The following is a 14405-nucleotide window of genomic DNA, read 5'->3' as shown; positions in this document are numbered from 1 at the left end:
TCTTTTGACAATGGTAACATAATCCCCTGCTGTTTCCGTTGATCGGGCATTGGATCGGATCATTTGATTGATTCTGAGCGTATACATCCGTTAAATGTAACCATATTATATCCTCCTATTATTTCAATAGACTATGATAATCCTAAAGAAGTCGTATCTAATAAGGTTGAATGAGCCTCTATAACACCTGTCATTGATGGGATGTTCGCGTGAATCAATTATTTTAGAAACTTCTGCTATTAGAATTAGCAGGAGTTTTTTTGTTGTTGGAGATTAAAATATTTGTTAGTGTCACATTTTTCCATTTTATAGTACAATACGTGTAAGTGAACAAACTATGAACGATATAAGAGGAGAGAAATCGATGAAAGAAAAAGTAGTCAAAGGTCATCCAATTTTATTTTCATTTATGCTCGGGATTGTACTAACCTTATTGGTTGCAGTGGCATCCGCAGTCGTAACGATAATGGGGTTTGAGGACACAGGCATCATGCTTGCCCAAGCGTGTGCATTTTTCATAATGGCAGTGATTGTTACTGTGTACATGACAAAAAGGGACCGCTCTTTTGAAATATTTGGTTTCAGAAAGCTAGATATCCGCAAAGAGAAGGTAACGCTCTATTATATTCCATTGCTTGTTATAGCGGTTGTTCAGCCAATAATGGGAGGGTTCAACTTAGAGCTTACTACAACTAAAATTATACTTATTCTTATTTTTTCTTTACTAGTTGGGTATACAGAGGAAACGATATTCAGAGGGATCATCAGAGAAAGACTGCAGCCCAAAGGACCAGTGTTTTATATCGTCTTTTCTTCTATATTCTTTGGTATTCTACATATGGCAAATGCGCTGAACGGAAGTGATTTCATACATATCTTTCTGCAAATTATCAATGCTTTTCTAATCGGTCTTATTCTTGCCTTGCTTATAGAAACGACAAACAATATTATTCCTTTGATCGCATTTCATTTTATGTTTGATGCGCTTGCTCAAATGACAAGCAGTAATATTGAAGACAAAGAGGTGTTGGTTGTTTCGATATTAAATATTATATATTTGGTGTATGGAAGCTATCTGATTTTCGTTTTATTGCGTAGGAAAAAGATGAATATCCAAATAAGTGCTTGATCAAACTACAATGAATCAAACCATTAGTGGGAAAATATAATTTGCTCCACCCAGCAATTTCATTGAACCTCCAAGTGGAGGTTTTTTACATACAAATAAACGCGGAAGAAGGCTTGCCGGAGAATGACAAAATTCGTATCCAGGCGCATAATGTTTCTGGAGGCTGCACGAAAAGTCAGGCGAAGAAGCAAGTTTGAATAGATGCAAAAAATGTTATGAGTGATGAAAATGTAAGGTGTACCTATTACCATATGGGTAGCTGAAAACGCTCATGAACAGACAGGACTGCGATATGAAGTACTAGGGCATTGACACCGAAATCTCGGGGACGAATTCTTGGAGTATCGGTTGGCTAATGGAGATAAGAGGTTAGAAGATGGAAGGCAGTTTGAAAGCAATGTGATATTATAGGCTACACACCAATCTCTCAATGGACTACAACAATAGCATTAACTAATCCATATATACCATGAATTGCCGCAGTAGCAATAACAGAATCTGTTTTTTTTCTCACCCAACCTAAGAGCATGCCCAAAATGAAAGTGAATACTCCAATTTCGACTGCATATGAAATTGAAATATCAAAACCAGCAATGAAATGCAGGAAGCCAAATCCAATAGCCGAGATCCAAAATCCAAACTCAGTTTGAATCATGCCTCTCCAAAATAATTCTTCCCCAATAGAAACAAAAAGTAACTGGAAAATAATTGTGGTTAAGGCTGGTAACACAAATGAAATAGACCCACTAGAAATCAAATCATATGACCTCGTGAAAATTAATATTAATAGCAAGAGTGATATATACCATATTTTATGATCCATCCATTTCCCTAATTTGACTCCGAAATAGGCTATTGGTTTACGTTTGTAGAAGCAGAAAATAAAGAATAGAATATAATTTGCAGATACCCCAACGTAATTCCACCCCAAAACTTGATGTTGCCATTTCTGTAATGGCTCAATAAAATCTGGTATTCGCAAAAATAAATATAAAATCAAAAATATAGAAATGAACTTTAAGAATTTCATCAAAGTAAATGCCCCCATTGTATATTAAAGTTAAATATTTTTTACTTAGGCTTTTTTCTTCTTATTAGCTTGCGGATTTGAGTAATAACTATCCAATTATAATATTTATTTCCTTTGAAATATATAAGAGATCAAATTTTAACTTTTAGTTAAAAATAATTCAAAAACACGGAACCGTTGAGTCCCGTGTTTTTGAATGAATGTTACAAATTGAATTGCCTCTTACTAAATGAAGTAGGTAACGTGATAGTAACCTCTCAACTTTACATAACGAAAAAGGAAGGAAATTGATTGAGAGAAATGGAAGGAGTAGCATAACTTATGGAGTGCTTTCGACATTACTTTTATGATTTCTATTCATCGACTGGACAGAATCCAGGGTTCGTTGAACATAACAGTTGGGTAAATTGCGGTTGGAGCTTGGAGAGCTCTGAGAAATACTTTCCGATAAGGTGATTGGCGCTAACGGATCCATTCTGGAAAGACAGCGATGAGAGGGTCTGGACATGACTGTAATAGTACTTTTTTTCCCGCTTCGGCAGCTTGTAGATGGTTGGTGGAGCATGTGTTACGACATCAAAGGGATTGGCAACGCGGTAGCTGTTTCGAACATACTGTGTAAAAGCTTTCGCAAAGGCCGGATCGCCTACACGGGGGGATCCATATGTAAATAGGTTGGGTGAGATGTAAGTGGTGTTGGCCGCAACATCAATAGCACATAATGTCGCGAGTGCTCCACCGAGGCTGTGACCTGTAATGAATAATGTCTTGGTGGGAGACAACCTAGAGAGGGTGGAGGTAATCCCACTGCGAGCTGAAGAATAGATGCCTGTGAAGCCGCGATGTGTAAGACAGTCTTCCTTAATATATTTGAATCTCTTTTGTGAGGCGATGATGTTAGATATCCAATTGGTCGTCGAGCTGGTTCCCCGAAAGGCAATAATAATCTCTTTCTCAGATTCCAGAATAAACCCGAAGCGTTCCCATACGTTGCTGATGGATTTCGCTTCAATAGTATCACTGACCCAATAATTCGATGGAACGACGAACGAACCATCCGTATTTGTAAATTGTGCATAGGTCTGTCCACAGATAGCAGCTAGGAAGATACCCCATTGCTCTTGATTATTATTTGTACCCACGTTCATCCCGCCCTTCTCTCCTACACTATATTAGTGGGATGAAGGAGAGATTCCTATATTGTGCGAGAGCGTTTATCAATGTGATTACGGAACATGATACTATGCAAGGATGTAATAAAAGATGTTCCGAATAAATCCAGACACAAAAGTCAGGGAAAATATCTTGACTTTTGTATAAATACATGATAGATATTGATTATTAAGTGATTATTTAATTATTTAATTATTTAATCGTTTAAAATCCGATCCGTGAGGAAGAGGTTGATATGTTATTTAACGAAACATTCAAGGCATTGTCCGATCCCACCCGACGGAAAATTCTTGATTTATTGAAAGAGAGAGATTTGACCGCCGGGGAGATCTCCGAACAATTTGAGATGAGCAAACCCGCAATTTCACATCATTTAGGATTGCTAAAACAATCTGGATTGGTATGGGATGAACGGAAAGGACAACACATCTATTATTCACTTAACTTAACGATGTTCCAAGAGTTAATGAAATGGCTCCTACAGTTCAATAATGAAAAAGGGGAGGAATAGACTTGAAGAAAATAATTGTATCGCTGATTTTAATTGTAGCTTCTATTGCAGCGAGCTTATGGTTTTTCCCGCAGTTACCTGATGAGATTGCAACAAATTCGAAGTACAATCCGGTGACAACATCGAAGGCCATCGTAGCTTGGATTATGCCAATAGTTATGATCGTTGTATATCTTGTTATGATCCTAGTTAGAAATGTCACTAAAAAGAACGCAACGCAGGCAAGAATTGAAGGGCCTTTGTTAGGGATATTGAATGCCACTTTACTGGTTTTGCTGGTGGTCCATATATTAATTCTTATGTATGGAATGGATTATAATATCAACGAGGTTATAATCGGTCCTTTAGTTACGGGAATTGTGTTTCTGGCAACCGGTAATTATCTTCCACAGATCAGTGATAATGCTGCTGCAAGAAAAGGAAATGTTGTCACGTTTTCTTCTAATGAACAGGCATGGAGAAAAACTAGAACTTTCATGTCACGTGCATTTGTAGTTGGCGGCATAATTATTTTATTGGGTGTTTTAGTACCAAGCGCAGCTTTACTTCCAGTATTCATTACTCTGTTGCTAGCTACGATCTTAATCGTAGCAGGAGGGTTCTTCTTTTATTACGTGAAACGAGCTTAGACCTTAACTTTACTCACCTTAGAAACCGGCCCTAATTACTTTTGAAACCCACACGAGTAATTAGGGCCTGAACATAATTTAAAAATTTAATTAAATATTTAAATTAATGTGAACGACCATAGGCCATCCTTCATCAGAAGTTGTAAAGAATTTTAATGGAAAATAATTGAAATTGTAAACGAAGCTCTTGCGAACTATACATTAAACATGACTTGGTGTGAGTCCGAAATAAAACGAGATATAAAAAGAAAAGCCACTTTCGTCGTTCGAAAGCGGCTTTTCTAAATATTTGACGGATTATTGTTCCACAATCGCAATAATTTCGTCTTCCAGATCGAGTTTCACCCGATCACTATAGGTCCGAATGTTATATTCGGAATACAGGTAACGCAGAATTGCTTCGATCAGATTGGATTCGATCAAATATTGACTTCGACTGTTCACCCAAACTTCGGCGGTAAAGCCAGTATCTTCATCCCAGCTCAGTTCAACAGTAACATCGGTAGGTTTCACACCTTTGCGTTCTGCCTGATGAAGGCAAACTGCATTGATGATTTCATCCATACTCAGAATCATAGATTAATACCGATTATCCCGGCGATCGTTCTGACGACGACGGTTTTGAACGGAACGAACTACAGCCATAACTACCATAATAAGAACCCAAACAGCAATCAGGTTAATGGCAAGACCCAGGATGTTGCCCAGCATACCCATTCCGCCAAACATTCCGCCGAACAGCATGCCAGCAAGACCACCGATCATCAGACCTTTCATCAAGCTACCACCGCTGAAAAATCCACGATTTTGAGTTGCGCCCGGAGTGCCGGCTGTGTTGGACTTATTAGAGGATTTCTGAACATTGTCCGATTTTTTAGGAGTAGTGGAGTACGATTTCTTTCCGGAGCTGAAGCCACCGCCGCCTCTTCTAGCATCAACGGAAGTAGGGGCAATCACGACCAGAAACATGGTGAGAGCTACAAAAATAGCAAGTACTTTTTTCATTGTGTTCTGTTGAACCTCCCAGTAAAATTAAATATTTGTGTCTTGATGAGTGTAGTACGGACAAGTACACGATAAGGTTTCAAAAAATTATTGCTTATGAACAGAAGTAGTCTGCATACGGTGTTGCTTCAAAAGATCAAGAACCCAGTCACACCACTTCAATTCCGTCTCGGCCATCATCAAGCCTTTGGAAGCGAGGATGTAATTGCTGAATTCCTTGTTGCCGAAATGACATAGATCCTTAGGAATCCCCTGTAAAATACCTTCAAAAAATTGCTTTTTGTCCAAGTAGATCTTTCGGCGCTCCTCATAAATGTCGAACGCAATACCAATATCGCTTAACCAAAGACTAAATGTGCGTAGTGACAGTTCGTCTTTCGTTACAGAAGGCGCAATGGGCATGTACATCCATTCTCGCAGTTTCTGCATACCTAATTCTGTGATAGCGTAAATTTTCTTGTCGGGTTTGTCGCTTTGCTGAACCCAACGTGAGCTGAGAAGATGTTTTTCCTCCATACCGGCAAGAAGTGGATAAATCTGACTGTGCTTCGCTTGCCAAAATGGCTGAATGCGGAGCATCAGCTCATAACCGGACGATTCTCTTCGGGCGAGCAGACCTAGCAGGCCGTAAGACAACGTGTTCATGTGCAAAACTCCCTTTGAAACTTAATCGTGGAACACCTGGAATTAGATTACATCCCGGGTCAGGTCCGTTTGTTCAAAGTGTACACTGAAACTGTATGGTTTGACAACCTGAACGAAAATGAACTACACACAAAAGCACAGGCTGATATGAGCCCGTGCTTTTGTGAAACTATAATTTTTATTTATCATACCCGTCAACAACGAGATCCAAAGCTCCGGTTGTCGGGTCAATGACCATTCCATGTACAGGGATCTTAGGCGGAAGTAGAGGATGTTTTTTAATGATATTCACTGTATGCTCAACGGCGGCAGTAACGTTATCGAATCCGCGCAGCCATTTGGTCAATTTGATTCCGGAATTCTCGAGTGTTGACATGACTTCTTCCGAAACACCCCGTTCAATCATCGATTGGATCATATGATCCGCGTTCAGGGCAGCCATACCACACTCGTGATGGCCAACTACGATCACTTCATCGGCATTTAGCTCATAAAGCGCAACGAGAACACTCCGCATAACAGATCCAAACGGTTGTGATATGATTCCACCGGCGTTTTTAATCACTTTGACGTCACCATTTTTGAAATTCATCGCTTTAGGCAGCAATTCCACCAGACGTGTATCCATACAGGTAATAATTATAATTTTTTTATCCGGGAACTTACTTGTGCGGTAAGCTTCATATTCTTTATTTTCAACAAAAGTCCGGTTGTGTTCCATAATGCTGCTAAGATGTGTTGACATGAAAAGGTTCCTCCCAATATTCGGATGCGTGGCTGGATAATTGCTTAAAATTATTGTCTGGTATCCACCAGTTGAATGTTCGTGCCGTACGTTTGATTATTGCTGTCCAGTCGGAAAGTGCTAAGACCCGAGAAAACATCTAAAGTCATTGCATCTTCGAAAAAGACTTCTTGTCGGCGGTTGATTACAAATGCGACTGAGTCCCCGGCCGAGACCGTGACATCCTCAGAGTCAGGTTCGTTGAAAATATGTAATCCTGGTATTCCGTTGACGGCACAGCCGCATCCCTCAGTGTCATATATGAGCCTGACTCTGCCCGGCTTACTGCCGATCTTCTCCTTCAGTTTCCTTTCCGCATCTGGGGTCAGTTGAATCATCATGGCTTCTAGACACTCCTTTAATGTGTAAAAATTTATATTCTCTACTTCTTAAAAGTTGATTATAAACCTTGTAAAAAGTATCATCAATAGTAGGAATTATAATACATAAATGAAAGCAGGAGGGCTTACTAAATGGATACTCAATTTAAAGAACGCTGGGAACAGTTTCAACAATTGATTCGAAAAATAACCAGTTATTACGAAGCCGTTGGCTTATTGCATTGGGACCTCCGTACTGGGGCTCCTCGTAAAGGCGTAGAGGCTCGTTCCGAGACGATTGGTATGCTCTCGACTGAGGCATTTAAACTTCAGACCTCTACAGAAATGAGTGAACTGCTGGACTTTTTTGCAAAGCCGGAAATAGAGCAGCAGCTTGATGAAAGAAGCCGCCGTATGGTCGAGGAATGCCGGAAAGAATATGACCGGAGTAAATCGATTCCGGCAGATAAGTTCAAAGAGTACACCGTCTTGGCCGCTCATTCCGAATCCAAATGGGAGGATGCGAAGGAGAACAGCGACTTTGCCGGCTTCGAACCTTTTCTAACCAAAATCGTAGCGTTCAAGCAGGAATTTATCGACTACTGGGGCGTGAAAAATACCCGTTACGACACGCTTCTTGATATGTATGAGCCGGATCTGACAGTCGAAAAGTTGGATGAAGTTTTTGACCGCCTGCGTGCTCGGCTGGTGCCACTCGTGAAATCCATTCTGGATTCTTCCAATAAGCCAGATACCGGATTTTTGGATCAGTTGTATTCTAAAGAGCAGCAGGAAAAGTTCGGCCTGTTTATTTTGGAGCAGATGGGCTATGACTTTGAGGCGGGGCGTCTGGACGAGAGTGTACACCCATTTTGCACGGGCTTGAATGTCGGGGATGTACGGATTACAACGAATTATCTTCAGGATGATGTGACCAGTGCGGTATTCAGTTCCTTGCATGAGGGCGGTCATGCCCTGTATGAGCAAAATATCGATAAGGAACTCGTAGGTACACCGCTGGCGATGGGTACGTCTATGGGGATTCATGAGTCCCAATCCCGTCTTTGGGAAAATATGATCGGCCGCAGCCGTCCGTTCTGGCATCGCTACTTCGGCGATCTTCAGCAGCATTTTCCGGAACAATTCAGCAACGTGGATGCGGAACAATTCTATCTTGCAATTAACAAGGTTGAAAATTCCCTCATTCGGATCGAAGCAGATGAACTGACGTACAATTTGCACATTATCATCCGTTATGAAATCGAGAAAATGTTGTTTAATGAAGGTCTTTCCGTGAAGGATCTACCTGAAGTGTGGAATTCGAAATATAAAGAATACTTGGGTATTATGCCTCCGAATGATGGCATGGGTGTACTCCAGGATGTACACTGGTCCGGTGGAGATTTTGGATATTTTGCATCTTACTCTCTCGGAAACATGTACGCCGCCCAATTTATGCACACGATGCGCAAAGAACTTCCTGAATTGGACAGCTTAATTGAAGAAGGGAAACTTGCCCCAATTAAGGAATGGCTGACCGAGAAAATTCACAAGTACGGAAAGAGTGAGACTCCAGCCGAGATCATTCTCCGCGTGACCGGTGAAGAGCTGAATCCGGATTACTTGGCAGACTACCTGGAAACGAAATATAAAGAGATTTACAAGCTTTAAATTTTAAAAAATATTAGACATCTGCAGCTGCTCCGTTGACCGGGGCGGCTGTTTTTTGTGTTTTAGGGTTATCGTTAGAATTGTGCGAGAGCATGGCAGGATTCACCGAGTAATCCATTTTGTAAACCCTTCTGGGCGTTTAACCTTTACCGGGCTCTGTGCATATGCTGAAAGGAAACGCATGGTTAAGGGAATGGAGGGTTCATTAGGATGCACAGAAAGTGGTTTGGCCTGGCTTTTTCCATTCTGCTTGTATGCGGAGTGGCATTAGCTGGATGTGGCGGTGGTGGTTCGGGTACGAAGGTAAAGGTCGGAGAGGTTACGCGTTCCATATTTTACGCACCTCAGTATGTGGCGATTGAGAAAGGTTTTTTTAAGGAGGAAGGACTGGATGTTGAGCTCCAGACGACCTTCGGCGGTGACAAAACAATGACGGCACTGCTGTCCAATGCGATCGATGTGGCGCTGGTTGGCTCGGAAACATCCATATATGTGTATCAGCAGGGAGCGGATGACCCTGTCATCAACTTCGGCCAAGTGACCCAAACGGATGGCACATTCCTTATGGCACGGGATGCCAAAGGCGAGTTTAGTTGGGATATGCTGAAGGGGAGCGTATTTCTCGGACAACGTAAAGGCGGAATGCCTCAGATGGCGGGCGAATTCACACTGAACAAGAAAGGCATTAATCCGCGAACCGATTTGGAGCTAATTCAAAATATCGAGTTTGCGAACATTGCTTCTGCTTATGCCTCTGGTACCGGACAATTTGTTCAGTTGTTTGAACCGCAGGCTTCCATTTTTGAAAAAGAAGGCAAGGGCAAAGTTGTTGCTTCTTTCGGGGTGGAAAGCGGACATCTGCCATACACGGTGTTTATGTCTAAACAGAGTTTTATCGGCAAAAACAAAAACACTGTTCAGAAATTTACCAATGCCCTCTATAAAGCACAGCAATGGGTGGACTCACACAGTGCAGAAGAAATTGCGGATGCGATTCTACCTTATTTTAAAGATACCGAGCGTGATATCGTCGTTTCGTCAGTTAAGCGATATAAAGAACAAGGTACCTATGCAACAGATCCGATTCTGGATGAAGAGGAATGGAACAATCTGCTGGATGTTATGGATCTTGCCGGAGAGCTGAAGGAACGGGTACCTGTGGGAACGATCGTGGATAACAGCTTTGCGGAAAAAGCAAAGCAGGTGGCGAAATAATGGATGAATAACAATCTCACAAACGAAAGGAGAGAGCATCATGGTACCGGTAGTTGAACTCCGCAATATCGCTCATGTATATGTGAGCGACCGGGAAGCCTCTCTGGCTGTTGAAGGGATTCAATTAAAGGTGCTTCCAGGCGAATTCATCAGTCTAGTTGGTCCGAGCGGCTGCGGCAAAACGACAATTCTGTCCATCATTGCAGGCCTGCTGCAGCCTTCCCGCGGAGAAGCAAAGGTTTACGGCCATGCTGTGAACGGCCCTTCACCTGAAGTAGGCTATATGCTGCAGCAGGATTACCTGTTTCCTTGGCGGACCATTCTGGACAATACGCTGATTGGACTTGAACTGACGGATCGATTGACGGATAAAAGCCGGAACAATACGGTGGCGCTGCTTAAAGAGATGGGGCTTGGAGCCAGCATCAGCTTGTATCCGCAGCAATTGTCCGGCGGGATGCGGCAGCGGGTGGCGCTTGTGCGCACGCTGTCCACGGATCCGGGGCTTCTGCTTCTGGATGAACCATTCTCGGCATTGGATTATCAGACCAAGCTTCAGCTGGAAGATCTAATTGTTGAAACGCTGCATGACCGGAACAAGACAGCCATTCTGGTTACACATGACCTTTCGGAAGCCATTGCAATGAGTGACAGGGTAGTGCTGCTAAACCGGAATCCGGGCCGAATACATCGGACATTTGAAGTACCGGAGCATATCCGGAAGGTTCAACCGTTCTATGCGCGCAAGGAACCGGGATTTAATGAGTTGTTTCATGAGATATGGAGAGAGATGGAAGTCATTGGCGGTAAGGAGTGAAGCGATAAATATGACTGATCCGGAACTTCTTCAGGCTGGTACGGCTTCTACTGATCCCGGCTGGCTCAAGAATATACATGCCCGTCATATGAGACATAAACGCAAAATCAAGAACCGTGTCATTATGGTACAGACTGCGCTGTTGGTTCTGTTCTTTGCTCTTTGGGAGATAGCGGGACGTTCAAAGTGGATCGACGTACTGCTGTTCAGCTATCCTACAAAAATCTTCGTAAATATATGGGAAGATATCATATCAGGGGAAATATGGGGGCATCTTGGAGTGACGGTGGGTGAAACCGCTGTCGGATTTCTGTTAGGCACACTAATAGGGACGCTATTGGCGGTACTGATCTGGTGGTCGCCTTTCTTGAACAGGGTGCTAGACCCCTATATGGTTGTGTTTAACAGCATGCCCAAGGTGGCGCTCGGTCCGATATTTATCGTCATGTTCGGTGCTGGATTTACAGCCATTGTGGTGACGACCCTTTCCATTACGGTCATTGTTACGACACTCGTTGTATATAACAGCTTCTCTGAGGTGGACTCCAACCTGATCAAGGTCGTCCGCACCTTTGGCGGTACGAAGTCGCAGGTATTTAAACGGGTCATTCTTCCAGCTTCATTTCCTGCGATTGTCTCCACCCTAAAGGTGAATGTGGGTATGGCGTGGGTCGGTGTGATCGTGGGCGAATTTCTCGTGGCTAAATCGGGGCTCGGATATTTGATCATGTACGGCTTCCAGGTATTCAACTTTACCCTCGTTCTGTCCAGTTTGCTAATTATCGCTATAGTGGCAACGGCAATGTATCAAATGGTTGTTTATATCGAGAAAAAATTGTTGAGTCATCGATAAATTGGGTTGCAGTTTGTTGTTGTGCCGCCTAGTGATTGCTCTGGTTGTTTAGACGGCTGAAATCGGATACCATGGGAATACGATAAAGACAAAAGAGGGTTGCTCATGGGATTTCGTATCATTAAGACGGCAGTAGCAACGCTAATTGCCATTCTAGTTACAGATGCTTTAAATATACCGGGAGCGACTTCAGCAGGTCTGCTGGCGATTCTGGGCGTGGATGTGACGCGTAAGCGCAGTCTGCGTTCAGTATCGTCACGTTTTTTTGCATCCTTACTGGGACTGTTGCTGGGGTCGATTCTCTTCTCTTTGCTCGGTTTTCATTATTGGGTTCTGGCGCTATACATACTGATAGCCTTTCCTGCCATATCCAAGGCGAATTTTAAAGAAGGTATCGTCACAAGTTCGGTCGTTGTATTCCGTGTGTTTAACGGGGAAGCGCTTAGTTTGGGTATATTCTGGACCCAAGTGGAACTCCTGTTGATTGGTCTCGGTTCGGCGATGGTTGTGAATATGGCTTATATGCCAAAGGGTGAGGGCCGGTTAATGGAGATTCGCCGAGAAGTGGACGGGCTGTTCTCGGTCGTATTCGAGCATATTTCACTTACGCTTCGCGATCCGGAGCATGTATGGGATGGCAAAGAGCTGATTGAAGCGAATCAGGCGGTGGAACGCGGAATTCTAGAAAGCAACCGTGCCATGGAGAATCAGATGCTTCAGCCCGATGAGGCCTGGAATGTATATTTTTACATGCGAAAAGAACAGCTAGACAACATTCAGGCGATGATGCACCTTATCTCTCAAATTTACGAGAGGCTGACGCACGGTGAACTTGCGTCCAAATTGTTTGATCAATTGAGCAAGGATGTTGTGACTGAGGAATATACAGGAAAGACGGAGAAACTGCTGAACGATCTGGTGGATAAATTTAAAGAGATGGAATTGCCTCATACCCGGGAGGAGTTCGAACTGCGTTCTGCGATATTGCAGCTGTGCCGTGAGCTTGAATTTTTCTTGAAAATTTCGAAGAAGAGCAAAGCCCCTACAAGCCCGACCAATCTGAGTCTCATGAAAGACAAAAGGTTGAAATAGAATGATGTTTTGTCCGGTTCAAGGAATGAAGTGGTTGATTGTGGGAGATTAATATGTTAATATAGACCTCGTTGAAGCGCTTACAATTGGCGTGTTACTAGTGAGACTAGGCATGAGCCATAAGAGGTGGAAGCGGAGTATAGACTCCGTTCCCTTTTATGGTTCATGCCTTTTTTCATATTTCTCAAGATCAGGAGGTGAAGAACTCGGGTTCATCTAGGTAAGGTGTGGTAGTTAGAATAGGTGAGTTTTTCAACAACAATTACATTTAGACAACGGAGGGGCACTATGAAAATTTTCACCAAAAAATTCAATCGTCGTCTAGTAATGACGATGACAGCAGTAACCGTAGCTATGGCTTCCACGACTTCTTTGAGCTTGCCTGTGAAGGCAGCGACTGCGTCAATGTCGGAGAATTCGATTATTACCTATAAGAATGATGCGCCAACTTCAGAGCGTATTCAGCAGCTGATAGACACAGCTATGCATTTTTATTGGAACGGCGGAGACCTCAAGCAAGCGGAGAAAGATATTTTCAAAGGCATCACCCTTAAAGGAAAGTATGATGTTGTAGAGAATGCTTTTAAGCAAGCGACAGTTCTAGATCCTTACAACATAGATCTGAAGATGTCTCTAGCTTCCACGCAAATCATTCAAAAGAAAGTTCCCGAAGCGCTACGTACATACGAACAGATATTACATCTGCAGCCAGATCATTTTAATGCCAATTTACTATATGGGATGTATTCCAAAATAAATGGAAATGAACTCGCATATAAGCAGTCTATTAATAAACTGAGAAAAATAGATGAGGACCAGACCAACGCTTTTGTGCAAAAGTTTAAAGAGACCGAGGAAATTCTCGGCCTGAAGATGAATACGGAAGTTCCTGCGGATCTACCGTCGAAAAACCATGCTATCGTTATTCTTGGTTATGCTCTAGCTGAAGATGGAACGATGCAGGAGACTTTGGTGGAGCGCTTGAAGCAGGGCTTGAAATTGGCACAACAGTATCCAGACTCCAAAATCATCGTAACTGGCGGCGTTCCGAAAAACGGTGTAACTGAAGCTGATAACATGACCAAGTGGCTTGTTGAGCAGGGTGTTGCCAAAGAAAGAATTCTGCCGGAAAATAAAGCAACTGATACCGTAGAAAATGCACTGTTCTCGACCGAAATTATTGAGGAGCAAGGTATTAAAGATGTTACCGTCGTGACGAGTGCGAGCCACATCCGCCGTTCGGTTGCGCTGTTTAAGGAGGCAGATCGTTTTTATAGCAAGATGAACGGTAAGGAAGCAAAAAGAAACTTAACAAATATGGTATATATGGATTATGAAACCGTAGAAGAGGCGCATGAGGTGCCGAAGACCGAGCTGTTGGTAGTGTACCGCGATCTGTTTAGAACAGCAGGATTGTGGCAGTACCCAGGCATCCAGCGTTAAGCATATATTGAAGAGAAGCGTTCAAGCCGTAGAATAAGGGCTTGGCGCTTTTTCTTTTGTTCGGAAAATAAGGAGTAGAAATAACCCC

At 42.7% G+C, this 14405-nt stretch carries 17 protein-coding genes; 10 read left to right on the top strand and 7 right to left on the bottom strand.

Annotation, left to right across the window (positions count from 1 at the left end):
* The first annotated feature begins 364 nt into the window (after positions 1-364).
* A complete protein-coding gene (locus AC2TF5_RS16115; RefSeq protein ID WP_491298106.1) occupies positions 365-1129 on the top strand; it encodes a CPBP family intramembrane glutamic endopeptidase in 765 nt (254 codons plus the stop codon).
* Positions 1130-1372: 243 nt separating this feature from the next.
* Entirely contained in the window at positions 1373-1441 is a 69-nt protein-coding gene (locus tag AC2TF5_RS16110; protein WP_491302910.1) for a hypothetical protein, read from the top strand.
* A gap of 115 nt (positions 1442-1556) precedes the next feature.
* On the opposite strand, the gene AC2TF5_RS16105 is transcribed toward AC2TF5_RS16110, so the two are convergent.
* Positions 1557-2159: a CPBP family intramembrane glutamic endopeptidase gene (locus tag AC2TF5_RS16105; RefSeq protein WP_491298105.1), complete on the bottom strand. Its 603-nt coding sequence runs from the start codon at positions 2157-2159 to the stop codon at positions 1557-1559.
* Between the two features lie 353 nt (positions 2160-2512).
* Complete coding sequence (locus AC2TF5_RS16100) at positions 2513-3307, bottom strand: lipase family protein (RefSeq protein WP_491298104.1); 795 nt, start codon at positions 3305-3307, stop codon at positions 2513-2515.
* A gap of 260 nt (positions 3308-3567) precedes the next feature.
* Here AC2TF5_RS16100 and AC2TF5_RS16095 point away from each other — a divergent pair, with 260 nt between their 5' ends.
* Entirely contained in the window at positions 3568-3843 is a 276-nt protein-coding gene (locus AC2TF5_RS16095; protein WP_491298103.1) for an autorepressor SdpR family transcription factor, read from the top strand.
* A 2-nt stretch (positions 3844-3845) separates the two neighbouring features.
* A complete protein-coding gene (locus AC2TF5_RS16090) occupies positions 3846-4472 on the top strand; it encodes an SdpI family protein (RefSeq protein ID WP_491298101.1) in 627 nt (208 codons plus the stop codon).
* 297 nt (positions 4473-4769) lie between these two features.
* On the opposite strand, the gene AC2TF5_RS16085 is transcribed toward AC2TF5_RS16090, so the two are convergent.
* The 5 genes from AC2TF5_RS16085 to AC2TF5_RS16065 all read right to left on the bottom strand — a co-directional run bounded on the left by AC2TF5_RS16085 (position 4770) and on the right by AC2TF5_RS16065 (position 7247).
* The gene (locus AC2TF5_RS16085; RefSeq protein ID WP_208914281.1) at positions 4770-5048 is read right to left on the bottom strand and encodes a YxcD family protein; all 279 of its coding nucleotides are present in this window, start codon (positions 5046-5048) and stop codon (positions 4770-4772) included.
* A gap of 3 nt (positions 5049-5051) precedes the next feature.
* Positions 5052-5477, bottom strand: a complete 426-nt coding sequence (locus tag AC2TF5_RS16080) for a hypothetical protein (protein WP_491298100.1) — start codon at positions 5475-5477, stop codon at positions 5052-5054.
* An 87-nt stretch (positions 5478-5564) separates the two neighbouring features.
* Complete coding sequence (locus AC2TF5_RS16075) at positions 5565-6122, bottom strand: PadR family transcriptional regulator (protein ID WP_491298099.1); 558 nt, start codon at positions 6120-6122, stop codon at positions 5565-5567.
* Between the two features lie 178 nt (positions 6123-6300).
* The gene (locus tag AC2TF5_RS16070) at positions 6301-6867 is read right to left on the bottom strand and encodes a beta-class carbonic anhydrase (RefSeq protein ID WP_491298098.1); all 567 of its coding nucleotides are present in this window, start codon (positions 6865-6867) and stop codon (positions 6301-6303) included.
* A 50-nt stretch (positions 6868-6917) separates the two neighbouring features.
* A complete protein-coding gene (locus tag AC2TF5_RS16065) occupies positions 6918-7247 on the bottom strand; it encodes an iron-sulfur cluster biosynthesis family protein (RefSeq protein WP_491298097.1) in 330 nt (109 codons plus the stop codon).
* 132 nt (positions 7248-7379) lie between these two features.
* Here AC2TF5_RS16065 and AC2TF5_RS16060 point away from each other — a divergent pair, with 132 nt between their 5' ends.
* From AC2TF5_RS16060 to AC2TF5_RS16035, 6 genes are all read left to right on the top strand, one after another.
* A complete protein-coding gene (locus AC2TF5_RS16060) occupies positions 7380-8897 on the top strand; it encodes a carboxypeptidase M32 (protein ID WP_491298096.1) in 1518 nt (505 codons plus the stop codon).
* 210 nt (positions 8898-9107) lie between these two features.
* Positions 9108-10112 carry an ABC transporter substrate-binding protein gene (locus tag AC2TF5_RS16055; RefSeq protein WP_491298095.1) on the top strand — a complete coding sequence of 335 codons (1005 nt, stop codon included), beginning with the start codon at positions 9108-9110 and terminating at the stop codon, positions 10110-10112.
* Positions 10113-10152: 40 nt separating this feature from the next.
* Positions 10153-10929 carry an ABC transporter ATP-binding protein gene (locus AC2TF5_RS16050; protein WP_491298094.1) on the top strand — a complete coding sequence of 259 codons (777 nt, stop codon included), beginning with the start codon at positions 10153-10155 and terminating at the stop codon, positions 10927-10929.
* 88 nt (positions 10930-11017) lie between these two features.
* Positions 11018-11782: an ABC transporter permease gene (locus AC2TF5_RS16045; protein WP_491302909.1), complete on the top strand. Its 765-nt coding sequence runs from the start codon at positions 11018-11020 to the stop codon at positions 11780-11782.
* Between the two features lie 105 nt (positions 11783-11887).
* On the top strand, positions 11888-12874 hold the full coding sequence (locus tag AC2TF5_RS16040) for an aromatic acid exporter family protein (RefSeq protein ID WP_491298093.1): 987 nt from the start codon (positions 11888-11890) through the stop codon (positions 12872-12874).
* A gap of 288 nt (positions 12875-13162) precedes the next feature.
* On the top strand, positions 13163-14317 hold the full coding sequence (locus tag AC2TF5_RS16035; RefSeq protein WP_491298092.1) for an ElyC/SanA/YdcF family protein: 1155 nt from the start codon (positions 13163-13165) through the stop codon (positions 14315-14317).
* The last annotated feature ends 88 nt before the right edge of the window (positions 14318-14405 follow it).

This window comes from Paenibacillus sp. JNUCC 34, from assembly GCF_058269055.1.
The sequence above is the reverse complement of the archived record's forward strand: the minus strand, read 5'-3'. Positions and strand labels throughout refer to the sequence as shown.